This is a genomic window from Nocardia sp. BSTN01, assembly GCF_015354405.1.
In the GTDB taxonomy this organism is placed as follows: Bacteria; Actinomycetota; Actinomycetes; order Mycobacteriales; family Mycobacteriaceae; genus Nocardia.
The window spans coordinates 289476-313873 of sequence record NZ_JADKYP010000003.1; the positions used below are offsets into that span (position 1 = coordinate 289476).

The 24398-nt window shown below is 66.6% G+C and carries 22 protein-coding genes and 3 tRNA genes; 17 read left to right on the forward strand and 8 right to left on the reverse strand.

The annotated features are described in order from the left end of the window. Positions 1-9: 9 nt before the first annotated feature. The 4 genes from IRT45_RS04745 (at position 10) to IRT45_RS04760 (ending at position 3142) form a co-directional block, all read left to right on the forward strand. Entirely contained in the window at positions 10-453 is a 444-nt protein-coding gene (locus IRT45_RS04745; protein ID WP_194804635.1) for a nuclear transport factor 2 family protein, read from the forward strand. A gap of 108 nt (positions 454-561) precedes the next feature. After that, positions 562-1776: a DUF445 family protein gene (locus tag IRT45_RS37695; protein ID WP_309240794.1), complete on the forward strand. Its 1215-nt coding sequence runs from the start codon at positions 562-564 to the stop codon at positions 1774-1776. Positions 1777-1864: 88 nt separating this feature from the next. Then, positions 1865-1940: transfer RNA gene (locus IRT45_RS04755), tRNA-Gly, on the forward strand. 281 nt (positions 1941-2221) lie between these two features. After that, the gene (locus IRT45_RS04760; protein ID WP_194804636.1) at positions 2222-3142 is read left to right on the forward strand and encodes an aromatic prenyltransferase; all 921 of its coding nucleotides are present in this window, start codon (positions 2222-2224) and stop codon (positions 3140-3142) included. A gap of 103 nt (positions 3143-3245) precedes the next feature. On the opposite strand, the gene ectB is transcribed toward IRT45_RS04760, so the two are convergent. After that, positions 3246-4502 carry a diaminobutyrate--2-oxoglutarate transaminase gene (ectB, locus tag IRT45_RS04765; RefSeq protein WP_194804637.1) on the reverse strand — a complete coding sequence of 419 codons (1257 nt, stop codon included), beginning with the start codon at positions 4500-4502 and terminating at the stop codon, positions 3246-3248. A 289-nt stretch (positions 4503-4791) separates the two neighbouring features. Here ectB and IRT45_RS04770 point away from each other — a divergent pair, with 289 nt between their 5' ends. The 3 genes from IRT45_RS04770 to IRT45_RS04780 are packed head-to-tail and all read left to right on the forward strand — an operon-like array spanning position 4792 to position 7578. Continuing rightward, positions 4792-5598, forward strand: a complete 807-nt coding sequence (locus IRT45_RS04770; RefSeq protein ID WP_309240795.1) for an ABC-2 family transporter protein — start codon at positions 4792-4794, stop codon at positions 5596-5598. Then, complete coding sequence (locus IRT45_RS04775; RefSeq protein ID WP_309240796.1) at positions 5591-6412, forward strand: ABC-2 family transporter protein; 822 nt, start codon at positions 5591-5593, stop codon at positions 6410-6412. The genes IRT45_RS04770 and IRT45_RS04775 overlap by 8 nt, the downstream gene beginning before the upstream one ends. Next, complete coding sequence (locus IRT45_RS04780; protein ID WP_228533536.1) at positions 6409-7578, forward strand: ATP-binding cassette domain-containing protein; 1170 nt, start codon at positions 6409-6411, stop codon at positions 7576-7578. The genes IRT45_RS04775 and IRT45_RS04780 overlap by 4 nt, the downstream gene beginning before the upstream one ends. Before the next feature lie 157 nt (positions 7579-7735). On the opposite strand, the gene IRT45_RS04785 is transcribed toward IRT45_RS04780, so the two are convergent. Beyond that, complete coding sequence (locus IRT45_RS04785) at positions 7736-8068, reverse strand: hypothetical protein (RefSeq protein ID WP_039778120.1); 333 nt, start codon at positions 8066-8068, stop codon at positions 7736-7738. A gap of 358 nt (positions 8069-8426) precedes the next feature. Between IRT45_RS04785 and IRT45_RS04790 the strand changes: the two genes are divergently transcribed. Continuing rightward, complete coding sequence (locus IRT45_RS04790; protein WP_194804638.1) at positions 8427-8969, forward strand: DUF4254 domain-containing protein; 543 nt, start codon at positions 8427-8429, stop codon at positions 8967-8969. Between the two features lie 6 nt (positions 8970-8975). On the opposite strand, the gene IRT45_RS04795 is transcribed toward IRT45_RS04790, so the two are convergent. Genes IRT45_RS04795 through IRT45_RS04805 form a run of 3 tightly spaced genes read right to left on the reverse strand, consistent with a single transcriptional unit; the run spans position 8976 to position 11605 of the window. After that, positions 8976-9296, reverse strand: coding sequence for a hypothetical protein (locus IRT45_RS04795; protein ID WP_194804639.1), 321 nt, complete (start codon positions 9294-9296; stop codon positions 8976-8978). Further along, on the reverse strand, positions 9297-10451 hold the full coding sequence (locus tag IRT45_RS04800) for an acyl-CoA desaturase (protein WP_194804640.1): 1155 nt from the start codon (positions 10449-10451) through the stop codon (positions 9297-9299). Between the two features lie 44 nt (positions 10452-10495). Further along, positions 10496-11605: a ferredoxin reductase gene (locus IRT45_RS04805; RefSeq protein WP_194804641.1), complete on the reverse strand. Its 1110-nt coding sequence runs from the start codon at positions 11603-11605 to the stop codon at positions 10496-10498. Positions 11606-11774: 169 nt separating this feature from the next. Between IRT45_RS04805 and IRT45_RS04810 the strand changes: the two genes are divergently transcribed. The 6 genes from IRT45_RS04810 (at position 11775) to lysA (ending at position 18144) form a co-directional block, all read left to right on the forward strand. After that, positions 11775-12392, forward strand: coding sequence for a TetR family transcriptional regulator (locus IRT45_RS04810; protein ID WP_194804642.1), 618 nt, complete (start codon positions 11775-11777; stop codon positions 12390-12392). A 199-nt stretch (positions 12393-12591) separates the two neighbouring features. Continuing rightward, on the forward strand, positions 12592-13194 hold the full coding sequence (locus IRT45_RS04815; RefSeq protein WP_194804643.1) for a PadR family transcriptional regulator: 603 nt from the start codon (positions 12592-12594) through the stop codon (positions 13192-13194). 4 nt (positions 13195-13198) lie between these two features. Next, entirely contained in the window at positions 13199-15250 is a 2052-nt protein-coding gene (locus IRT45_RS04820) for an NADPH-dependent 2,4-dienoyl-CoA reductase (protein ID WP_194804644.1), read from the forward strand. Further along, entirely contained in the window at positions 15250-15852 is a 603-nt protein-coding gene (locus IRT45_RS04825; RefSeq protein ID WP_194804645.1) for a VOC family protein, read from the forward strand. Before IRT45_RS04820 ends, IRT45_RS04825 begins: the two co-directional genes overlap by 1 nt. Before the next feature lie 11 nt (positions 15853-15863). After that, positions 15864-16655: a mycolate reductase gene (gene cmrA / locus IRT45_RS04830; RefSeq protein WP_194804646.1), complete on the forward strand. Its 792-nt coding sequence runs from the start codon at positions 15864-15866 to the stop codon at positions 16653-16655. 145 nt (positions 16656-16800) lie between these two features. After that, the gene (gene lysA, locus IRT45_RS04835; protein ID WP_194804647.1) at positions 16801-18144 is read left to right on the forward strand and encodes a diaminopimelate decarboxylase; all 1344 of its coding nucleotides are present in this window, start codon (positions 16801-16803) and stop codon (positions 18142-18144) included. Positions 18145-18192: 48 nt separating this feature from the next. Here lysA and IRT45_RS04840 read toward each other — a convergent pair whose 3' ends face one another. Next, entirely contained in the window at positions 18193-19917 is a 1725-nt protein-coding gene (locus tag IRT45_RS04840) for a helicase HerA-like domain-containing protein (RefSeq protein WP_194804648.1), read from the reverse strand. 170 nt (positions 19918-20087) lie between these two features. Here IRT45_RS04840 and orn point away from each other — a divergent pair, with 170 nt between their 5' ends. Beyond that, entirely contained in the window at positions 20088-20726 is a 639-nt protein-coding gene (orn, locus tag IRT45_RS04845; protein ID WP_036499070.1) for an oligoribonuclease, read from the forward strand. Between the two features lie 54 nt (positions 20727-20780). Beyond that, positions 20781-20853 (forward strand) — tRNA-His (locus IRT45_RS04850). A gap of 103 nt (positions 20854-20956) precedes the next feature. Here IRT45_RS04850 and IRT45_RS04855 read toward each other — a convergent pair. Then, positions 20957-22411, reverse strand: coding sequence for an alpha/beta fold hydrolase (locus IRT45_RS04855; RefSeq protein WP_228533539.1), 1455 nt, complete (start codon positions 22409-22411; stop codon positions 20957-20959). A 354-nt stretch (positions 22412-22765) separates the two neighbouring features. Next, a complete protein-coding gene (locus IRT45_RS04860) occupies positions 22766-23950 on the reverse strand; it encodes an Ig-like domain-containing protein (protein WP_228533541.1) in 1185 nt (394 codons plus the stop codon). 348 nt (positions 23951-24298) lie between these two features. Here IRT45_RS04860 and IRT45_RS04865 point away from each other — a divergent pair. Further along, positions 24299-24374, forward strand: a tRNA-Lys gene (locus tag IRT45_RS04865). Positions 24375-24398: the final 24 nt, after the last annotated feature.

Genomic DNA, 24398 nt, shown 5'->3' on the forward strand with positions numbered 1-24398 from the left:
GGAGGACATATGCTGTCGCTGCAAGAGATTTCGGATCGGATCGAGATCGAGGATCTGATGGTCCGTTACTCCCATGCCGTGGACACCCAGCAGTGGGATCTGCTCGACGACCTCTTCACCGCGGACGCGCACATCGACTATTCCGCCATGGGCGGCGCCAGCGGCGGACTGCCCGAGATCAAGAAGTTCCTCGCCACGGTGATGCCGAACTTCCCCGCCTTCCAGCATCTGATCAGCAACTCCTCGATCACCGTCGACGGTGACACCGCCACCGGCCGCACCATGTGCCACAACCCGATGCTCCTCGGCGGAGCGGAGGGGCAGCAGAACCTCATGCTGTGCGGCCTGTGGTACCTGGACACCTTCACCCGCGTCGACGGCGCGTGGCGCATCGCGCGGCGGGTCGAGGAGAAGAGTTACATGTTCCTGGCGGCCACCCCCGGCTCCCAGTAAGCGCCTCGCTAGAACCTGTTACTGTTCGCGGGTGCGGCTCGACACCTCTCCATCCCGGCGCTGTTCGCCGAATCACCGCTGTGCACCGAATTCCCGCCGGGCGGACGCGTGATCGCCGATTTCACCGAGCACTGGTTGCTCTACTGCTCGATTCCGGTGATCGCCGCGTTCATCGGCTGGACCACCAAACTCGTCGCCGTCGAAATGCTGTGCCGCCCGCTGGAATTCCGCGGCATCCCGCCCTGGCTCGGCTGGCAGGGCGTGATCCCCAAGGCGGCGCCGCGGATGGCGACGATCGCGGTGGACCTGATGTTCTCCCGGTTGATCGATCCGCAGGAGATCCTCGACCGCATCGACGTCGCCGAACTCACCACCACCCTGCGCGAACCGCTCGACGACGCCGTCGCGCACACCGTCGACGAGCTCATGATGCGCTACGAACCGCGGCTGTGGGTGACCATGCCGCAGTTCGCCCGCGAGGCGATGATCCGCCGCGTCCAGCGCGATGTCCCCGACCTCATCGACGAGATCGTCACCGACCTGCGGACCAACCTCGACCAGATCATGGATCTGCGGTCCATAGCCATCGACACCCTGGTCAACGACAAGGCGTTGCTGGTGGAGATGGTGCGCCGGGTGGGCCATCACGAGTTGCGCTTCATCGTGCGCTCCGGCCTGTTGTTCGGCACCCTGCTGGGCTTCGTGCAGATGGTCACCTGGGCCTTCACCCACTCCTCCTGGCTGATGCCGCTGTTCGGCGGATTCACCGGCCTGGTCACCGACTGGCTGGCGCTGCAGATGATCTTCCGGCCCGTGCGGCCGTGGCGGATCTTCGGCCGCATCGGCTGGCAAGGGCTGTTCCACAAGCGCCGCGAACAGGTCTGCGTCGACTACGGCGATCTGATCGCCACCGAAATCCTCACCCCGGCCAAGATGCTCGAGGCGGTCCTCAACGGAGAGCGCTCGGACCGGCTGGCGTCGATCCTGGCGCGGCGCATGGACGAATTCATCGATACCCAGTCCGCACCCGCGCGACCGCTGGTGATGCTGGTCGCCGGCGACTCCATCACCCGGGTCAAACGCGAGATCGTCCCCGAGATGCTGGCCTATATCCGCAGTGCCGCAGCCGGATTCGAAGACCATGCGATGCGCACGCTGGATCTGCGCAACCTGGTGATCGAGAAGACCCGCCAGCTCACCGACGACGAATACGAAGGGCTGCTGCGCCCGGCGTTCAAACAGGACGAGTGGAAACTGGTCGCCATCGGCGGTGTACTCGGCTTCCTGGTGGGTGAATTGCAGGTCCACCTCCTGCTCAGCTGAGGCCCGATACGCAGCGCGCTGACCTGCGGATTCGCGGTTGCGCGCCGCTATCGGCTATTGTTTTTCTCGCACCGCCGCGAGGCGGGATGCGGATGTAGCGCAGTTGGTAGCGCATCACCTTGCCAAGGTGAGGGTCGCGGGTTCGAATCCCGTCATCCGCTCCACGAAAGCACCGGACCGCCACGAAAGTATCGGCCCGGTAGCGCCATTTTCTCGCTCGAGCGCATTCGATGTCCGCTTCCCGAGCGCTCACCCTTCCTTGTTCGGCACATTCCGATCCGGCAGGCTCCCAGCAGCGGGCAGTCGACCGAAGTCGTGTGATGCCATCTCTCCGTAAAATCCTGTGCGCGTTCCGCATTCGATTCCGCCGGGCACGACTCACTGCCCGGCCGTCGTCTCGTCGAGACCGTGATGTTGTTCGTAGCACCCCTCTCAGGAAGGACGCATGTCCACCACTACCGAATCCGCGCTGGACGATCTGTATGTGGCCATCGAGAAATCCGCGCGGCTGGCGAACGTCCCCTGCACCCGAGACGCGGTATCGCCGGTCCTGACCGCATTCGGCACGATGCTCACGCAATCGGTGATCTCGTTCCGAGTCGTCACCGAGGCCCGTCGTGCGGGAGACCTCGACTATCGCTTCCTCACGCTGCCCAACGACATCGACCCCTACGACATCGCGCGCTCGAACGGACTGCTCCCGCAGACCGATCATCCGATCGGATCCCTGCTGGACCAGGTCCGGAAACACTGCCCCGTCGACAGCTACGGCATCGATATCGGCGTCGCCGGCGGCTTCAAGAAGATCTGGCCGTTCTTTCCCACGGACGCCGTCCAGAACGTGACGGAACTCGCCGCACTCCCGTCCATGCCGGCCGGCCTCGCCGACCACATCGACATGTTCGCCCGGCACGGCTTGGCGGACAAGGTCGGCCTGCTGGGCATCGACTACCACGACAAGACGATGAACGTGTACTTCCCCGGACTGCCCGCCGAGCACTTCGCACCCGAGGCCGTCGCCGCACTGCATCGGGACGCCGGATTTCCGGAACCGAGCGCGCAATTTCTCGCCCTCACCGCGAAGGCATTCGACATATACGCCACGTTCGGCTGGGAATCCTCCCGCATCGAGCGACTGTGCTTCCCGGTGATCACACCGGATCCGGGCACGCTCCCGATTCCGATCGAGCCGCGCTTCCGGGAACTCGCCGACAAGGCCCCGTTCGCCACGAACGATCGCCGATTCACCTTTGCCGCCACCTCGTCGCCCGCCGGAGAATCCTACAAATTCAGCTGGTTCTACCAGTGGCAGCCCAGAATCCTGGACAAGATGAAGACATCCGATTCGCAACCGTCCGATTCGTAGTCGTCCGCGGCGCACCCGAAGGTGCGGGACCGGGTCCCGCAGCGGGAACCCGGCCCCGCGGTCGGCTGCCGGGTGTGGGTCGGCAGCCGACGGTCCGATCCCCCTAGCCGCGCCTGCCGCAGACGATATCGACGGCGCGCGCGAGTATTTCGAGCCCGTGATCCAACTCCGAATCCGAGATCGTCAGCGGCGGAAGCAGTTTCACGACCTCGTCACAGGCGCCCGAGGTCTCCACGAGCAGTCCCTCCTCGAAGGCGACCCGGCTCACCTTGCCCGCCTCGGAGGCATCATCGAAGACCAGGCCGTGCACCAGACCCCTTCCCCGCGTGGACAATCCGCCGACCGAGTCGGCGATGCCGGTCAGCGCCCGCCGCACCCGTTCACCGCGGGCGAGGGTCGCCAGTTCGAGCCGGTCGTCGCTCCAATACCGGGTCAAGGCCGCCCGTGCCGTGACGAAGGCGGGATTGTTGCCGCGGAACGTCCCGTTGTGCTCTCCGGGCGCCCACTGGTCGAGTTCCCGCTTCATCAGCACCAGCGCCATCGGCAGGCCGTAGCCACCGATCGACTTCGACAACACCACGATGTCGGGAACAATGCCGGCGGTCTCGAAGGAGAAGAACGGGCCGGTGCGCCCACAGCCCATCTGCACATCGTCGACGATCAGCAGGATGCCGCGCGCCGCCACCAGCTCCGCCAACCGGCGCAGCCACTGCACGCCCGCGACATTGACCCCGCCCTCTCCTTGAATGGTCTCCACGATCACCGCGGCGGGCCGGTCGACCCCGGAGGACGTGTCGTCGAGAATGCGCTCCGCCCAGACCCATTCGTCGACTCCATCACCGAGGTAGCCGTCGTAGGGCAGCGGCTGGGCATGGGTCAGCGGCACCCCCGCACCGGCGCGTTTGGCGGCGTTGCCGGTCACCGCCAAGGCGCCCAGGGTCATCCCGTGAAAGGCGTTGGTGAAGTTCAGCACGGTGGTGCGACCGGTGACCTTGCGCGCCAGCTTGAGCGCCGCCTCCACCGCGTTCGCCCCGGTCGGACCCGGGAATTGCACCTTGTAGTCGAGACCGCGGGGAGCCAGGATCAGATCGCGCAACGTCTCGAGTAGATCGCGTTTGGCCACCGTAGCCATGTCCAGGGCATGCGTCAGCCCGTCCCGCGCGATGTAGTCGATGAGCGCCGCTTTGAGCAGCGGATTGTTGTGCCCGTAGTTGAGCGCGCCGGCGCCGGCGAAGAAATCGAGGTATTCACGGCCCTGCTCGTCGCGGAGCCAGGCGCCGCGGGCGGTGTCGAAGACCGTCGGCCAGACCCGGCAGTATCCGCGCACATCCGATTCCAGCGTTTCGAAAACGGTGGTCATAGGCGGTCCTCAGGGGCGGGAGTCACCGCGGCGACCCCAGTGTGAAACATGACTGTTTCTAACACTGCAATGGAGGTCGCGGCAAGGTTTCGCGCAAATCCACATCGGCCCCGGCAACGGCCGGGACATCGCCCCGGCGGGCCGCGACGGGCGGCTCCGGCAACCATCGAGCATCCGAGCCGGCCCGGCCATCGGGTGCGACGACCATACCGACCGCTCGGACTTCCCCACTCCGGTTCTTCGAAATTCGCTCGCCGCGTGGGCGACCACGTCGTATTCTGGACAACTTGTGCGCGCACTCTCGGGGGTTTATTCACGTCTGTTCGGCGCCGGTTTCCGACGCCAATGGAATTACCGGTCGGCCGTCTTCGCGGGCCTGGCCGCCAATGTCGTCTTCGGCCTCATCCGCGCCGCGGTGATGATCGCGGCGGCGCGCTCCACGCCGGGCTTCGGCGGCTACACCGGTGCGTCGATCGGCGCCTACGTGTGGCTGTCGCAGGCCATGCTGGGCGCCCTGCGGGTGATGGGACCGCCGCACGATATCGCCGAACGGGTGCGCACCGGCGATGTGGCAGTCGATCTGCAACGCCCCATCGATATCCAATTCTTCTATCTGGCGACCGATCTCGGCAGCTCGTCGTGCACACTGGCGCTGCGCGGCCTGCCGTCGGTCGCCACCGGTCTGATCACGGCGCAGCTGGTGTTGCCCGGCACCTTCGCGCCGTATCTGCTCGGCGCCGTCAGTGTCGTTGCGGCCGTGACTCTTTCGCTGCTACTGCTGTTCGCGGTGAGCCTGCTGGGCTTCTGGCTGATCGAGACGCGCGGAATCCGGATGCTCTATCAGATCCTGTCCACGTTCTTCGCCGGGCTCTACGTACCCATCCACCTGTTTCCGGCGCCGCTGGCCACCGCCGCGCGGCTGACCCCGTTCCCCTGGCTACTGCAGGGGCCGGTCGACGTGTTGTCCGGTCGGGCGACGGGTTCGGCGGCCTGGTCGATCATCGGCATGCAGGTGTTGTGGATCGCCATCGCGATCGGCCTCGGCCGGACGCTGATCGCGGCGGGCCGGCGCAAACTGGAGGTGCAGGGTGGCTGAACTCGCACCGTACGGCAGCAGGCTCACACCCTATGTGGCCGTGCTGCGTTCACGGATGCGCTCACAGCGCGCCTATCCGCTCTCCTTCGCCACCGACCTGTTCTCCTCCCTGCTGATCGGCGTGGTCGAATTCGCGGAGATGTGGCTGATCTACCACAACGTCACGGCGCTGGGCGGCCTGAACTCGACCCAGATGCTGTTGCTGTTCGGCCTGTCCAACCTGAGTTTCGCGCTCGCGCAGATCGCCGTCGGCCACACCGACACCCTCGCGACCTACATTCGGATGGGCACCCTCGACGCCTTCCACCTGCGACCCCAGCCCCTGCTGCTCCAGCTGATCACCAGCGATGTGTCGCTGCGGCGTCTGTCGCGGGCCACCGTCGCGGCGGTGGCCCTGATCGCCGGCCTGATCGGCAACGATATCGACTGGAGCCCAACGCATATCGCGCTGGCGGTGAGCAGCACACTGAGCGGGATCGCCATTTTCGCCGGGCTGTTCGTCTGCGCCGCGGGCCTGCAATTCCACCTGGTGGACGGTTCGGAACTCACCAACAGCTTCACCTACGGCGGATCCTTCGCCGCCCAGCAGCCGAGTTCGGTGTTCTCCGGCCCGCTGCGGGCACTGTTCGGGTTCGCGATACCGGTGTCGTTCGTCGCCTATCTGCCCACGATCGCCCTCCTCGGCCTCCCCGGACCGCCGTGGCTGCCCGCCGGGCTGGCGTGGTTCGGACCCCTTGCGGCGCTGTGGGTTTGGATAATGGCGTCGACGCTCTGGCATATCGGGGTACGCCACTACCAGGGAGGGGGCGGATGAACACCGTCGAAGTATCGGAACTGACCAGGCAATTCGTGCTCCGGCGCAGCCGCCGGGGCCGGCGCGGGCACGTGCGCGAGGTGCTCACCGCCGTCGACTCGATGAGCTTTCGCATCGAATCCGGTTCGGCCGTCGGCTATATCGGCGCCAACGGGGCCGGGAAATCCACCACGATCAAAATGCTCACCGGCATCCTCGTGCCGACCTCCGGCACCGTGCGCACCTGCGGGCTCGACCCGGTGCGCCGGCGGCGCGAACTGGCCGGGCGGATCGGCGTGGTGTTCGGACAGCGGTCACAGCTGTGGTGGGATCTGCCGCTGCGCGAATCGTTCACCATTCTGGCCGCCATCCACCGCCTGGAACCGGGCGCGGCGCGCCGCCGCACGGACGAACTGGTCGAACAGCTCGAGATGGGCAACACCCTCGACACCCCGGTGCGTCAGCTCTCCCTCGGCCAGCGGATGCGCGCCGAAATCGCCGCGGCACTCCTGCATCGTCCGGAGCTGCTGATTCTCGACGAGCCGACCATCGGCCTCGATGTGCTGTCCAAACAGCGGCTGCGGGAATTCCTGCGCCGGGAACGGGCGGAAAGCGGCACCACGCTGCTGCTCACCACCCACGATATGGGCGATATCGAGCGCCTCTGCGAACGGGTACTGGTGGTCGACCACGGCCGCCTCGCCTACGACGGCACGCTGCCGGGCCTGGCGCGCACCGTCGGCGCGCGCCGCGTCCTCGTGGTGGATCTGGCCCGGCCCGGCGACGATCTCACCGGCCTCGCGGGGGCGACACTGCTGACGGCCGAGGCCGACGGCATGCGGCAGCGGCTGGCCTTCGATCCCGAAATCACCACCGCCGCACAGCTTCTCGCCGCCATCTCGAACCGGGTCGAGGTGCGCGACCTGTCCATCGAGGAACCCGATATCGAGGATGTGGTGCGCCGCATCTACTCCGCCGGAGACGGCACCGCCCCGGCGCTCTCGAACGCCGGGGCAGTGGCCCGGGGCACCATCCCCGGGGGCGAGCCGGAATCAGCCGCCGAACGACCCGGTGAACAGGGTGTTCAGGACGCCGCTGAGGGCGGCGCTGCCGGTGTCGAGGATGCCGCTCAGTGCGGCGCTACCGGTGTCGATGATGACCGGAATCATGCTTCTACCTCTCTGTAGGGGGCACAGGCCGTCGACCCCCGTGCCGGGCGATCGACCAGAACCCACCCTGCTGGCCGGAACTTAATCGCCGCTGGCCGGTAGCTGAGAGGGACGTAAGAGACACTGTGCGGAGTGTCTCCGTAACGAAAACCTGTGTGCCGGCGATGGGAAAGCGTCACTGCCGCTTGTCGTCTGGGCGATTGCTGTCCGCCGAGTACAAGCTGACCTCACCGCCCTCGCCCAGAAAAGCGTTGACCAGCATGATCCGCTCGGCCTGCATGGCGTCGGCGTCCGGTGCGGCGGTGGTGATCGAAATCTGCGGAATGGCAGCCCAGTTCACGACATAACGTTCCGGCGGACCGGCCGCGCCGGAGACGTGCGCCAGACGGAAGACCGAGACCGTGCGACGCTCCATCAGATTTCGCACCACCTCGGCGATTCGCTCGGGATCTTCCAGAGCGAACAGGAAGCCGAAGGTCAGCTCCGGCGAAGAGATATAGGCGGGCACAAATCCTCAGGCTAGCCATCCGCAACCGGTAGCGCAGGCGCCGCGCCGCCGATGGTGGATCTTCGCGATCATGTGATCCCGGCGTGATGCATATAACGATTGTCCGGCACCTTGGGTGTTCGGCGCGTCAACCGTTGCATGGCAAGTCAGGACACGCTTTCCTGAATATGTCCCCGCATTCGGACACGCCTATCGCATCGTCGCGGATATCCCGGTTCGTACACCCGTGAGCAGTGCGACCGAACAGCCGGCGTCCGATTCCGCGGGACTACGCCGGAGCCGAGGGGAGCCCCTCCCCGAAAACCTCCTCGGCCCTGGCGTAACCAGATTCCGACCGCTGAGACGAGGGTGGGAGACGATGGCGACCGCATACGCCGGTGACAACGACGCGACCGGCGCACTTCCGTCGGTATCTGCGCTGCTGCGCGCATTCCGGTCCACCACACCGCCACCCGGCGACCATCCGGTGCTCGAGGTGGCCCGGGAGCTGGTCCGCTGCCACGAATTGCGCCGGCACGCCTACCGGGAGGCGCAGGCGCCGAAGGCCTCCAGCGCCCGCGTGGCCGGCGCCAGCCGACTCGTCGACCACATCGATCGCGACCGCACCCGGCTGATCGAATGTATCGACGTCTGGGTCGCCGACAACATCGCGCACCGCGAGGGCGCCTCGCTGCACACCGAAACCCTCGGCGCGGTCATCGACCGGATGGCCGGAAAATGGGTCGCCGCCCACCATGCGCTCGGTCTGCCCGCCTCGAACTATCCGGCGGACGAGCTCCCCGCCTCCACACCGGACGGCGAGGCACACCTGCACTGGGTGCGCCTCGCCGAACTGGCCGACGGCTACAAGGACCTGATCACCGATATCGCCGAGCACCGGCGCCGGCTGCCGGTGTTCTGATCCCGCTCAGCGTTTCGGATCGACGATTTCCACATCGGCATCGATGAAGGGCTGGGCCGCATTCACATTCGGCGCCGGCTCGGGCTCGTCGACCAGCACATCGGGCTGGTCGCGCCCGGCGTTCACGTCGGCCGCCGCCTCCCGATCACGGTGTGCCGCAGCCGCGGCCTCCCGCATCTCGATGGCATCGGTGATCCAGTCACCGATTTCGCGCGTCACTTCCGAAACCGTGCCGGTAATGATCGTTGCGATATTGCCGACGTGCCGTGCCCCGGAGGATGTCAGCTCCTGGATCAGATCCTTGTTGCTCTCGAATTTTCCGATCATCTACCCGCCCACCTCGCTCGGCTCGACCTGCCGCTCTCGCATCACGATAACACCAGGCTGCGAGCCTTTCCCGACGATGGCCGGGGGAAGGGCGAGCTTGCAGATCTTGAGCCACACCGAGCCGACCTGTTTGCTGAACCGGCCGGTGTTGTAGGGCAGGCCGTACTTCTCGCACAGCGCGCGGACCTCGGGCGCGATCTCCGGATACCGGTTGGCCGGCAGATCCGGGAACAGGTGGTGTTCGATCTGGTGGGACAGGTTGCCCGACAGGATGTGGAACAGTTTGCTGCCGCTGATGTTGGCCGAACCGAGCATCTGCCGCACGTACCACTCGCCGCGGGTCTCGTTCTCGGTCTCCTCTTCGGTGAACGTCTGTACGCCCGATGGGAAGTGTCCGCAGAAGATGATCGAGTACGCCCAGACGTTGCGCACCAGGTTGGCGGTCACGTTGCCGGCCAGGGTGGAGACGAACAGCGGGCCGCTCAGCAGCGGGAAGACGATGTAGTCCTTGAGCACCTGCCGGCCGGCCTTGCGGATCTGCCCCTTGGCGAGGCGTTTGATATCGGCCCACTTCCGCTTGCCCTTGACGATGTTGTCGGCCTCGAGATCGTGCAGCATCACGCCCCATTCGAACAACAGCATCAGCGCCAGCGCGTACACCGGGTTGCCCAGGTAGTACGGATTCCACTGCTGGCTCTCGTCGATGCGCAGCACGCCGTAGCCGATGTCGCGGTCGCGGCCGTGGATGTTGGTGTAGGTGTGGTGCATGTAGTTGTGCGAATGCTTCCACTGATCGGCCGGGCACACCGTATCCCATTCGAACACACGGGAATTCAGGCCCGGTTCACGCATCCAGTCCCACTGGCCGTGCATGACGTTGTGGCCGATCTCCATATTGTCCAGAATCTTGGACAGGCTCAGCGCCGCCACCCCGGCCAGCCAGAACGGCGGGAGGAAGCCCAGGTACATCAGGCCGCGCCCGGCGATCTCGAAACCGCGCTGCGCCTTGATGATCGAGTAGATGTATTCGCGGTCGCGCTCCCCCAGATCGGCGGTGATGCGGTCGCGCAGTGCGTCCAGTTCCCGGCCGATCTCGGCGACCTGTTCCGGTGACAGGACCAGCGGCCCGTTCTCGGTTTCGGTGAGTATGGTCATAGCTGTTCTCCCCTTTCGAATTTCGGTGCGACTTTCGGTGCGACTCAGATCTCGATGTCGACGTCGCCGACCGCGGCGCTGACGCACAGCTGGATCGGCTGGTCGGGATCGCTGTCCAGTTCGCCACTGCGCAGGTTGCGGGTGCAGCCGGACCGCTTGACCGCCGTGCAGGAGAAGCAGATGCCCATCCGGCATCCGAACTCCGGCGTCAAACCGGCCGATTCGGCCTGCTCGAGCAGACTCGCACCGGTGTTCTCCGACTGCGCGCCACTCACCGAGAAGGTGGTGACGCCCTCGACGTCGGTGGTGTCGGCCGGCGCGGCGGTGAGGACGAATTCCTCACTGTGCAAGCGGTCGTCGAGATCCTCGGCCTGGTAGATGCGACGCACGGACTCCATCAGCGGCGGCGGGCCGCAGACGTAGGTCTGCGCCGTCGCGAAGAACGGCGCGATGCGTGACAGCTCGTCGTAGTCGAGGAACTTCGCGCCGGGCACGACCGCACAGCTCCACGGCGCGCCGTCCAGCCGCTCCGACCGGGCGAGTTCGGGATAACCGAGCACGACGTCGACGTTGTCGTGGCGACGGGCGATATCCGCGAGCAGTTCCCGGTGCGGCACCTCCTCGGGCGAGCGGGCATAGTGCAGAAACACCACGTCGCCGCGGTACCCCTCGGCCACGAGCGTGGACAGCATCGACAGCACCGGCGTGATACCGCTACCACCGCTGATCAGCACCACCTTGTCCGGCCGCTGTTCCGGCAGCCGGAACACTCCGGAAGCGGGCGCGAGGTCCACGACCATCCCCCGCTTCGCGTGCCGGTGCAGATACCGCGACACCAGCCCCTCCGGATGCGCCTTCACGGTCAGCGTGAGGGTGCGGCGCGGTCCGGCCTCGGCATCGATCGGCGAATAGCACCGGGTGTGCTTCACCCCGTCGATCACCACGCCGACCTGCACGAACTGGCCGGCCTCGTGGCCGGCCCACTGCCGGGTCGGACGGAGTGTGAGGGTCACCGAACCGGGCACCGACCGATCCACGCCGATGATCTCGGCCCGCATATCGCGCAGCGTCAGTGTCGGTCGCACCAACTCCAGATACCGGTCGAGCGGGTGCGGCGAGGTCAGTGTCTGGACCAGATCGAGCAGTCCCACCATGCGGTTCTCCCCAGCCTTCGTCGTTTGATCGCGTGCACCTTTTTCGGTGCACATCTGTACACTGAACTAGTGTGCCTGGCGGTACCGCAATAGTTCAACCTGCATCTGGTGTGACCGATGCAACATCTCCCCGAATGGACCCATCGTGAACGGATGTATGCTCAGCGAGATGAGCGAGCAGGCCGAAACCCGAGTCGAGCGCAAGGAGCGCACGCGGCGAGCGCTGCTGGACGGCACGCTGGCCCTGGCTGCCGAGCGCGGATTCGCGGCACTGAGCCTGCGTGAGGTCGCCCGCTCGGCCGGGATCGTGCCCACCGCCTTCTATCGCCACTTCGATTCCCTCGACGAATTGGGAACCACCCTGGTCGACGAGGGTGTGCGCCAGCTGCGCCTGGCGCTGCGGCACTTGCGCCGCACCCCGGACGCGCGCCTGGCCGAAACGGTGCGATTCGTCTTCGCGCAGATCGCCGGCCGCGAGGACCTCTACGGCTTCCTGATCCGCGAACGCCACGGCGGCGCACCGGCGCTACGCACCGCGATCGCCTCCGAAATGCAGTTGATCACAAGGGAATTGGTGGTCGACATGTCGCGAATCCCCGCACTGGACGCCTGGCCGACCGATGATCTGGAACTGGCCGCCGACCTGATCGTCTCCACCGTCGCCGACCACATCGCCGACTTCGTCGCCGCCCCGCTACGCGAGCGCCCCCTCGTCGTCGACCGCACCGTCGGCCAGGTCCGAATGATCGCCCTCGGCATGGCCGCCTGGAAACCCCACACCGCCTGAACGCCCCTCATACAGAAGGACGCCCCGCGGGCCTCGCGGCCGTGCGAGGCGCCCTTCCCGTATCCGAGATAGTGCAGAGCACCGCGGGTGATGATACAGAAAACGGCACGTGCTCACAGGGTTCTCGCAGTTCCGGCTCCCCTGGGCGGGAATATGCACCACGTTGCATAGTACAGCGGGTATCGGTTAACCTCACGGCATGGCCCTCGAACACGCACTGCTGGTATCGCTGAGCGAGCGGGCCGGTTCGGGGTACGAACTGGCGCGCCGATTCGACAAATCGATCGGATTCTTCTGGAGCGCAACGCATCAGCAGATCTACCGGGTGCTCAAGCGCATGGAGGAACGCGGCTGGGTGACCGGCGAGGCGATCGCTCAGGACGGGCGGCCGGACAAGAAGGTCTACACCGTCAGCGATGCCGGACATGCCGAACTGGCGCGCTGGATTGCCGAGCCGACCGACGACATCGGCCCGCTGCGCAGCGAATTGGGCGTCAAGATCCGCGCCGCCGCACACGGCGATCTGGGAGCACTGCGCGCCGAGGTCGAACGCCATCGCGACCAGCACGCCCAGCGGCTGGAGTTGTACCGCCTCATCGAGAAGAAGGATTTCCCCGCCCCGGACCGGCTCACCGGCACCGCTCTCTACCAGTATCTGGTGCTGCGGGGCGGGATCCGGGTCGAGGTCGGCTTCGTCGAATGGTGCGACGAGGTACTGGCCGGTCTGCGGGGTGCGCTGCGTTCGTCGTCACCCGATCCGGAAGCCTCAGCCCCGCAACCGGATTCCGTTTCCGAAAGGTGATCCCATGACCGCGAATTCCGATTCGCCGCATTCGTACCCCCACCTGTTCGAACCGCTCGATCTGGGCCACACCACGCTGCGCAACCGCGTGGTCATGGGTTCGATGCATACCGGGCTGGAAGATCGCGCCTGGGATACCAACCGGCTCGCCGCCTACTTCGCCGAGCGCGCCCGCGGCGGCGTGGGCCTGATCATCACCGGCGGCTACGCACCCAACCGCGAGGGCTGGCTGCTGCCGCTGGGCGCCAAACTCACCAACAAGACCGAGGCCTATCGGCACCGCGCGATCACGAGGGCGGTGCACGCCGAGGGCGGCAAGATCGCCCTGCAGATTCTGCACGCCGGCCGCTATGCCTATGTGCCGTTCAGTGTTTCGGCCTCCTCGATCAAGGCGCCGATCAACCCGTTCCGCCCGCGCAAACTTTCCGACAAGGGCGTCGAGCGCACCATCGAGGACTATGTGCGCTGTGCGCGGCTGGCGAAGTTCGCCGGATACGACGGCGTCGAGATCATGGGGGGCGAAGGCTATCTGATCAACCAGTTCCTCGCGCCGCGCACCAACAAGCGCACCGATCGCTGGGGCGGGTCGGCGGAGAACCGGCGGCGTTTCCCGCTGGAGATCGTGCGCCGGATCCGGGCCGCGGTCGGCACGGACTTCGTCATCGTCTTCCGGCTGTCGATGGCCGAATTCGTCGAGCACGGTCAGACCGAGCCCGAAATCCTCGCCCTGGCAACGGAATTGGAAGCGGCGGGCGTCAGCATCATCAACACCGACATCGGCTGGCACGAGGCGCGGGTGCCGACGATCGTCACCTCGGTGCCGCGCGCCGCCTTCGTCGAGTTCACCGCGAAGATCACCGCGCGCGTGACCATTCCGGTCTGCGCCTCGAACCGGATCAACATGCCCGAGACCGCCGAGGAGATCCTCACCCGCGGCGACGCCGATCTGGTGTCGCTGGCCCGGCCGCTGCTGGCCGACCCGGAATGGGCCGCCAAGGCACGCGCCGCCCGCGACGACGAGATCAACACCTGCATCGCCTGCAACCAAGCCTGCCTGGATCATGCCTTCGTCCACAAAACCGTGTCCTGCCTGCTGAATCCGCGGGCCGGTCATGAAACCGAACTCCGGCTGCTGCCCACCCGGCGGATGCAGCGCATCGCGGTCGTGGGTGCGGGACCGGCGGGACTGTCGGCGGCGGTGAACCTGGCCGAGCGCGGCCACAAGGTGGATCTGTTCGAGGCCGACGACAAGATCGGCGGCCAGTTCGATATCGCGCGCCGGATTCCGGGCAAGGAGGAGTTCAACGAGACGATCCGGTATTTCACCCGCAAACTGGAACTCGCCGGGGTGCGGGTAGTCCTGAACCGCCGGGTGAGCGCCGGCGAACTGATCGAAGGCAGCTACGACCACGTAGTGGTCGCCACCGGCGTGCGCCCGCGCATCCCGAACATCCCGGGTATCGACCATCCGAAGGTGCTCACCTACGCCGAACTGGTGCGCGAGGAGAAGCCGGTCGGCAAGAAGGTCGCGGTGATCGGCGCGGGCGGAATCGGTTACGACGTCAGCGAATTCCTCACCGTCGAAGGGCATCCGGCGCTGAAGCTCGACGAGTGGAAGCAGGAGTGGGGTGTCACCGCCGACGATCCGGAGGCACCGGGCCAGCTGACCGCCGCGCGTCCCTCGCCCGCTCCCCGCGATGTGGTCCTGCTGCAACGGAAGTCGACGCCCTTCGGCAAGAGCCTGGGTAAGACCACCGGCTGGGTGCATCGCGCGGCGGTCAAGGCGAAGGGGGTGGAACAGATCGGCGGCGTCAACTACGAACGCATCGACGATCGCGGACTGCACATCAGCTTCGGTGACAAGCGCGACCGGCCCACCGTCATCGACTGCGACACCGTGATCCTGTGTGCCGGACAGGAATCGGTGCGCGATCTGGTCGAGCCGCTCCAGCAGGCGGGTGTGCGCATCCATCTGATCGGCGGCGCCGACGTGGCCGCCGAACTCGATGCCAAGCGTGCCATCGATCAGGGCACCCGGCTGGCGGCGGCGCTGTGATGGCGATCCTCACCCGGCTCGGTTTACCCGGCGACGAGAAAGCCTGGGCCGCATTGGGTTTCGTGGCCGAGAACCAGATGATGCGAATCGGGCGGATCTCCTGCACGCTCGGAGTCGGCACCGGCTGGGGGTTCGAGGGCATCGAGGCCGACGCGGCGACACTGGGTGTGCCGGAACTGCTGCACGATGTGGAGACCGAGTCGGCCCATCCCAACGGGGTGACGTTCGTCGATCACGTCGTCTACTGGGTGCCGGATCTGGACGAATCCGTCGCCGCACTGAACGCCGTACTGGGAACCGGCCCGCGGCGGCGCTTCCACCCGCGCGGCCCGGAAGGCCCGGAAATGGCCTTCTACCGGGTCGACGAGGCGTTCCTGGAGGTCGTTTCCGCCCCCATCGAGCGGCCCGCGCTGGTCGGCGTCGCCTTCGGCACTCCGGATCTCGACGCCACGGTGGCCGCGGTCCGTGCGGCCGGTGGCCCGGTCGGTGATCCGAAGCCGGCGGTGCAGGGCGGACGAATCGCCGGGGTGTGGCACGGGCATATCGACTGGGGTGTCGCCTTCCTCGAGCCCAAGCCCCGCGGCGAGGCGAAGTCCGGCTAGGCTCGGCGACCGTGAGCTTGCCTGCACCCACTGCCGACAACCGTGCCGTCGTCACCGGAGCATCCTCCGGAATCGGAACCGCTCTGGCCGAGGAGCTCGCCAAACGGGGCTATTCGGTCATCCTGGTCGCCCGGCGTGGCGATCTGCTCGCCGAGCTGGCGCAGCGACTGACCGACACCTACGGGGTGACCGCCGAGGTTCGCGCGGTGGACCTGTCCGATCGTGAACAGCGCTCCCCGCTGGTGGCCGAGTTGGCCGGTCGTGAGATCGCCATCCTGTGCAACAACGCCGGTGTCGCCACCTTCGGCGCCGTCGCCGACCTGGACGCCGACGTCGAACGCTCGGTGATGGAACTGAACGCGGTCGCGGTCCACGATCTGACCCTGGCGGTGCTGCCCGGCATGCTCGCCCGCGGCGGCGGCATCCTGATCACCGGTTCGGCGGCCGGGAACATGGCCATCCCCAACAACGCCACCTATGCCGCGACCAAGGCCTTCACCAACACCTTCTCCGAATCGCTGCGCGGCGAACTGACCGGCAGCGGCGTGCACGTCACGCTGCTCGCGCCGGGCCCGGTACGCACCGACAACCCCGATCAGGACGAGGTCGGCAGCAAGATTCCGGATTTCATCTGGGTGTCGGCCGCCTACACCGCGAAAATCTCCATCGACGCCTTGGCGCGCAACAAGATGCGCGTCGTTCCCGGCCTGATCAGCAAGGGTATGAGCGTCGCCGGCCAGTACGCGCCGCGGGCGCTCACCGCGCCGATCGTCGGCTCGTTCTACAAGAAGCTGGCGGGCTGATCAGCAGGGTGTCAGGGCGGCGTCAGGATCGCGGCGCCGCCGGTCAAGACGGCGTATCGAGACGGTTCCGGCGCCTGTCACCGGCGTAGTCCTGACAGTGACCCCCGCAGTCGAGGAGAAAGCGGGGCACCACAGGAGACACGCCGTGACGTTGCTCGAGATCTTCCCGTCCCTGCGTTCGGGGATGGCGTCCCCGCGCCTGGACACCACCGTCTGGCCGTGCCGGACGCACTACGACGAACTGGGCCGCATCACCGTCGACGGGGTCGCCCTCGATGATGTCGCCGACCGCTACGGCACACCGACCTATGTGATCGGTGAAACCGAGATCCACACCCGCTGCCGGTCGTACCGCGCACACTTCCCGGATGCCGAAATCGTCTACGCCGCAAAGGCTCTGCTGACCCGCACCATCGCCGGGCTGGTCGCCGACGAGGGCCTCGGCATCGACGTGTGCTCGGCCGGCGAACTGGCGATCGCGCTGTCGGCCGGGGTGGATCCGCGGCGAATCATGCTGCACGGCAGCGGGAAACCTTTCGCCGAACTGGAATACGCGGTCGGCGCCGGTGTGGGGCGGATCGTGCTCGACTCGCTCACCGAGGTGAGTTTGCTGGGCACGGTCGTCGAGCGGCCGCAGCAAGTGCTGCTGCGCCTGACTCCCGACATCGACGTGCACGGACGTCCGGTCGTGCGCACGGGGGTCAGCGATCAGAAATTCGGCTTCGCCCCGCACGACGGGACCACCGAGGAGGCGATCCGGGCGATCATCGATCATCCCCTGCTGGATCTGCGCGGCTTCCACTGCCACCTCGGCTCGCAAATCCACGACCCCGACCATTACGGGGAAGCCGTGCGGCGGCTCATCGCGCGGATGGCCGAGGTCCGGCACGACTACGGCGTATTGCTGACTCAGCTCGATCTGGGCGGCGGCCATGCGGTGGCCTACCGCGCCGGCGACGCGGAACTGAATCTGTCCGAACTGGCCGACATCATCGACGACTCCTTGGACGCGGCGTGCGCGCGACATCGCTTCCCCCGTCCGGTGATCGCGATGGAACCGGGTCGCGGCATCGTCGCCCGCGCGGGCGTGACGATCTATCGCGTGACGGCGATCAAGCATGTCCCGGGCGGCCGGACGTTCGTGATCGTGGACGGTGGCATGAACGACAATCCGCGGGTCGCCCTCTACGGGGCTCGCTACGACGCCGTGGTGGCGGGCCGGCACCCCACCGGTCCGACCGTCACCGCCACCGTGGCCGGACGCTACTGCGAGGCCGGTGACATCCTCGCCACCGATATCCGCCTACCCGCCGATCTGCATGTCGGTGAGCTGCTGGCCGTGCCGTGCACCGGCGCCTACCACCACAGCCTGGCCTCGGCCTACAACGGTGTGGGGCGGCCGCCGATCGTCGCGGTCCGTGACGGCCGGATGCGGGAGCTGGTGCGGCGCGAGACCGTGGAGGATCTATCGCTCCGCGATCGGGGCTGAGCGGCAACAAATCTCGGTGCGAGGTCGAGTACCGTCCGGCGTCGATGCTCAGCGTTTGCGGGTGCCGAAGAGGCTGCGGCTGATCTCGCGACCCGCGGCCGAGGCCGCCGAACGCAGGAAACTCTTCACCGCCGGATTGCTCATGATCCGTTCCGCCGCCGAGACGTCCGGCTCCGGCGCCCGTCCGCCGGAGCCCTGCGGCACCGGCTGCGGTTCCGGCTCGGCCGCAACGACTTTCGCGGCCAGCATCTCGTAGGCGGATTCCCGGTCGACGGTGCGGCCGTACTTCTCGAACAGTGGGCTCGACTGCGCGCGCGAGCGGATGCCGTCCGCGCCGATGGTGTTCATCAGCGACCGCGGCGGCCGCAGCCGGGTCCAGGCCACCGGCGTCGGCGCACCCTGTTCGGACAGCACCGTGACGATCGCCTCGCCGATACCCAGTGTGGTGAGGGCGTTTTCGAGGTCGTAGGCGGCGGTCTTCGGGTAGGTGCGCACCGTTTTCGACAGCGCCTTCTGATCGTCCGGGGTGAACGCGCGCAGTGCGTGCTGGATCCGCGCCCCCAATTGCGACAGCACCGCGTTGGGCACATCGGTGGGCAATTGGGTGCAGAAGAACACGCCGACGCCCTTGGAGCGGATCAGTTTCACCGTCTGCTCGACCTGCTCCAGGAACGCCTTGGACGCGTCGGCGAACAGCAGATGCGCCTCGTCGAAGATGAACACCAGCTCGGGTTTGTCGACATCGCCGACTTCGGGCAGGGTCTGGAACAGGTCGGCCAGCACCCACATGAGGAAGGTGGAGAACAGCACCGGCCGCGCCGCCTGCGATCCGAGTTCGAACAGCGTGATCACGCCCTGTCCGCCGGCGGTCCGCAACAGATCGGCGGGGTCGAGTTCCGGCTCACCGAAGAAGGTGTCGCCGCCGTCGGCCTCCAGATTCACCAAGGCACGCAGGATCACCCCGGCCGTCGCGGCCGACACCCCGCCGATCCCCTTCAGATCCTCCTTCCCCTCCGGACTGGTCAGATGCTGGATCACCGAACGCAGATCCTTCAGGTCCAGCAGTGCCAGTCCGCGGGTGTCGGCCCAGTGGAAGATCAGACCGAGGGTGGATTCCTGAGTCTCGTTGAGCCCCAGCACTTTAGCGAGCAGAATCGGACCGAACGAGGTGATGGTCGCGCGAATCGGCACGCCGATTCCCTCGGTGCCGAGAGAGACGAAGTCGGTCGGGAATCCGTGCGGCGCCCAGTCGGCGTCACCGGTCTGCGCGGCCCGGGCGGCGAGCTCGTCGTTCGATTCGCCCTGCTGCGCCAGCCCCGACAGATCACCCTTCACATCGGCGAGCACCACGGGGACCCCTGCCGCGGACAACTGTTCGGCGATGCCTTGCAGGGTCTTGGTCTTACCGGTTCCGGTGGCGCCGGCGACGAGACCGTGGCGGTTCAGCGTGCGCATCGGAATCCGTACCCGCGCGGCCGGATCGATCTCCCCGTCGACGACGACCGCGCCCAGTTCCAGCGCCGCCCCTTCGAAGGCGTAACCCGCCGCGATCTGTTGTGCGATCGAATTCGTCTCGCCGGCAAGCGGTTCCGCGTCGGCAGTCGCTGTCGGCGTAGCGGAATCGGCCGGTTTCGCAGCGGTGGCCGGTTCGGCGGCGGCTTCGGCCTCGGCCGCCTCCGCCGCGGCCGCCGCTTCGGCCGCGACCCGAGCCGCTTCCTCGGCCGCCTTGCGCGCGGCCGCCGCCTTCGCCGCTTTGTCCTCGGAACTGGTCATCGCCGATCCTCCGTCGCCCTGCCCACCGCTGCCGACACCACTGGAATCACGCATACACCTGGGCAAAACTGTAGCGGGAGGTTTGCCGAAAGGCGGCTGCAACGGGCCGGATGGCGCGCATCCGGTGCGGTCGGTCCGATTCGCACCGTCCGCGCACTAAGGTTGCCGGGGTGTCCGACAAACTGATGGTGTGGATGGATTGCGAGATGACCGGCCTGCGCCTGGACAGCGACAAGCTGATCGAGGTGGCCGCGCTCGTAACCGATAGCGATCTCAATATCCTCGGCGACGGCGTCGATATCGTCATCCACGCCGACGATGACGCGTTGGCGGCGATGCCGCCGGTGGTGCAGGAAATGCACGCCAAATCCGGCCTCACCGAGGAGGTGCGCCGCTCCACGGTCACCATGGAACAGGCGCAGCAGCAGGTTCTCGACTACGTGCGCGAGTGGGTTCCCACCCCCGGCACCGTGCCGCTCGCCGGCAATTCCATCGCTACCGACCGCGGCTTCATCGCCCGCGACATGCCCGAACTCGACGCCCACCTGCACTACCGGATGATCGATGTGAGCTCCATCAAAGAACTGTGCCGGCGCTGGTATCCGCGCATCTACTTCGGCCAGCCGGAGAAGGGCCTGGCCCACCGCGCCCTCGCCGATATCGAGGAATCCATCCGCGAGCTGCGGTACTACCGGCGGACCGCGTTCGTTGCCGCTCCCGGACCCTCGACCGCCGAGATCGCGGAGATCGCCGCGCAGGTCAGCGCCGGTTCCACCGGCACCCAGCCGCCCGCCACACCCGCCGATTAGGTTTCCCGGCGGTCTTCGCGCTACCATCTACCGCGCCGGTTGTTACCGGCAATGGTGACCGTAGTTCAGTTGGTAGAGCACCAGGTTGTGATCCTGGCTGTCGCGGGTTCGAGTCCCGTCGGTCACCCTGCAAGGGGCAGGTCCGGAAGAGATTCCGGACCTGCCCCTTCGTCATTGGTCCGAGTCTGTGATCCGAGTCCTCGACCTTCTGACCGGCCCGACCGGACGACTCATTCGATGAGTGTGGTGGGTTGACACGTCCGGTCGTCTGCCGGGAAGTCCCCGTCCCGGAAGTAGTCGTTGGCCGTGTCGAGAATGCAGGTGCTCAGACCGGGACGCAGCACCATGTGAATCCTGGTGTCGGCCAGGGTGATCAATCGAGACCCTGACATCTGCCGATGCAGTGCCACGGAGTGCGCATGAGGCGTCCGATTGTCGCCGGTGGCGGACAGGATCAGGGCGGGCACCGCGTTGTCGACCACGGTGGGCGGTTCCACCGGCGGCGGCCAGAACGCACAGGGCTGGACGTTGTTCGCCAGTGCGGCGAAGATCGGCTGACTCGGACGGGCCGCCTGGATCGCATTCCAATACCAGGCGGGATCGGCGGGCATCGGTGCGTCCGCACACCAGATCTGCACCATGACCGAATCTTCGTCGTGCTCGTAGTACTCGATCTGCTGGTGCAGCTGCGGGGGCACCTCCGGTGCGCGCCCCTGCGCCGCGTCGGCAACGGCCCGCACCGATGCCGCCAGGGCGTCGTTCAAGCGCGCGTCCCGCAACATCGTCCACAGCAGATTCGGCAGCAGATGATCGTCGAAGCCGAAGCCCTCGACCACGATCGGCGACAGCGACGCCCGGCCGATCAGGGCCTCGACTCTCCGGCGCACCTCGGGCGCGGAGTCGCCGAGGTGATACTGCCCATCACGAAGCGCCACCCAGACGGCCCAGTCGTCGAAGGCCGCTTCCACCGCAGGACCCCAGTCCTGTTGCAGCCCGAGCCAATAGCGCTGCGGATCGATGGCACTGTCGAGCACCATGCGATCGGAGCGGCCGGGGAACAACTGCGCGTAGACCGCGCCGAGATACGTTCCGTAGGACACGCCGTAATAGCTGATGCGATCCTGACCCAGCGCCGCACGGATTACATCCATATCGCGGGCGGTGTTGCGCGTGCTGAGCTGCCGCATCCAATTCCGGTCACCTCCCACCAGGCACTCGGCGACCAGCTGTGCCTGCAGGGCAGTTTCGGTGACGAATCCGGGTAGTCCGACACCCGCCGAGCGGATCGGGGTCGCGACCGGCCATCCGCAGCGCTGGTGCCGTCCGGAGCGGGCGACGCCACGCGGGTCGAATCCGATCAGGTCGTAGCGGCTCAGCACATCCGGTTCGAGCACATCACCGACGAGGTCGAACGCATCGAGCCCCGGCGTACCCGGCCCGCCCGAGTTGGTCAGCAGCACACCGCGACGGTGTTCTGGGTCGCTCGCCGGAATCCGCGAGACCGCGATGGGGATGCCCGGCCCCTCCGGGTCGGCGTAATCGAGTGGCACCTCGACATCCGCGCAGAGCGCGCCCTCCGCCGCCAGGGCCGCATCCTCGCACGGACGCCAGTCGAGATGTTGCTGCAGGAAGCGCGCCGGCGGATCCGCCGCTCCCGCGACCGCGATACCGGAAGCAGAGGCCATTGTCACCGCGAGAACGGCAACGATCACCGACGTGACAACCCCGCCGACATCGCGAGGACGACGCTCAGCGGACGTCACCGCGTACCGATCTCCAACACCCATGAGGACCTGACCCTTCAGCAAGTCGAGACCGCATCGCACCGGGAGCCACAGCCGACCACCCAGCGGAGCAGCTAACGCCCCGGAAGAGCCACGAACACAAGCGATTTGGGGGCAACGCGGGTGTAATACACCTCGGCCCGGATATCGCGGGAGTAGATCGGCGCAAGCAAGTGTAGCGTCGGAGCACCGCATGAGACCCGAACGACGAGCGGGCCTTCCGGATATCCGGAAGGCCCGCGTCGTCACCGGCGGTCAGCGATTGGTGTCGGCGTTGCCGGCCTTCCAGTCCGCCCACGAGATGTTCCAGTCGCCGAGCCCGTCGACACCGGACAGGGTGTCACCGACGGTGTTCTTGACGATCGCGATATCGCCGCGCTTGGCGTTCTCGTAGACCCAGCGGGCATCTTCCGGGCTCAGGTTCAGACAGCCGTGGCTGGTATTCGAATAGCCCTGCTGGCCGACCGACCACGGGGCCGAATGCATGAAGATGCCGCTGTAGGACATGCGTGTCGCCCAGTCGACCGGGGTGCGATACCCGTTGGGGCCGGTGGCGGCGACACCGTAGGTGGACGAATCCATGATCATGTGGTCGAACTGGTCGCCGATGATGTAGATGCCGTTCTGGGTGGGCGTGGAGTCCTTGCCCAGCGAGGTCGGCATGGTTCGTATCACCTGGCCGTTGCGTTCGACGGTGACCATCTTGGTGTTGTCGTCGGCGGTGAAGACCATCGGATCCCCGATGGTGAAGCTGGAATGGATATCGGAGTCACCGATCAGCCCGCCACCCAGATCGCGGCCGTAGGTGTTCACATCCACTGTGACCCGGGTTCCCGGAGCCCAGAAATGTTCGGGGCGCCAACGCACTTCGCGATTGTTCACCCAGTAGAACGCGCCCTCCACCGCCGGTGTCGTGGTGATCTTGATCGCATCCTGCGCGGCGCGGCGATCCGGAATGTTCTCGTCGAACTGGATCGCGACCGGCTGACCGATTCCGACGACCTCGTTCTCCCCGGGCAGCAACCACGGATGCGTCTTGTTGCGCGGGGCGAGAGTGGTGAAACTCATGGCCGTCGAGGTGGTGCCACCGATCCCCACCGCCTCGGCCCGCAGCCGATACGTGCGGTTGAAGCCGAGCTGTTCGGTCAGTTGCCACGAGGTCCCGTCGGGCGCGATCTGCCCCGCCACCGGAGTGCCATCCGGTGTGAGCAATGTGACAGCGGTCAATTTCCCGTTGTCCACCTTCACCGGAATCGGATCGGCCGGCGAAACGCCGACGGCGCCGTCGGCGATCGGCGTCAGCACCTTCGGTGTGACCAGGTCGATGGCCGAATTCGACTCGATCATCGGTCCACTACCCGTTGCCCCGGAATCACTGCATCCGGTCACCGCGAGGGCGAGCATCGACACCATGCCCAACCACCCCGCCACCACTTTCATCCGCCGCGAGCCTCGACGTCCGCCCATGTGCAACCCCGTTTCATGCCTCGTACGCAACCGGGAAGCCCAGCCGCGCTGCTCAACCCACCGTCCATGCGGGGATCGGTCGAGACCACGCCCACCTATTCTGCCAGGTGAAAGGATCGCAACCGGGTAAACACGACGAGCCGGCCCCGCACACTCTTGCCCGATTCATCCCTTCCGGGCCGCCAACCGTTACCGCATTCACGCAAGATCACGATCCCCCCTCGAACAGCCTTTGAACAGGCGATTTCACTTTCCGCCTACCCAACTGTTATGGTTTCTCCCGCACCGGAACGGAGCCTGCAGCCCGATCCGGAGGTCCAGGCGCCATTAGCTCAATTGGCAGAGCAGCTGACTCTTAATCAGCGGGTTCGGGGTTCGAGTCCCTGATGGCGCACCATGATACAGCCTCTGACCTGACAAG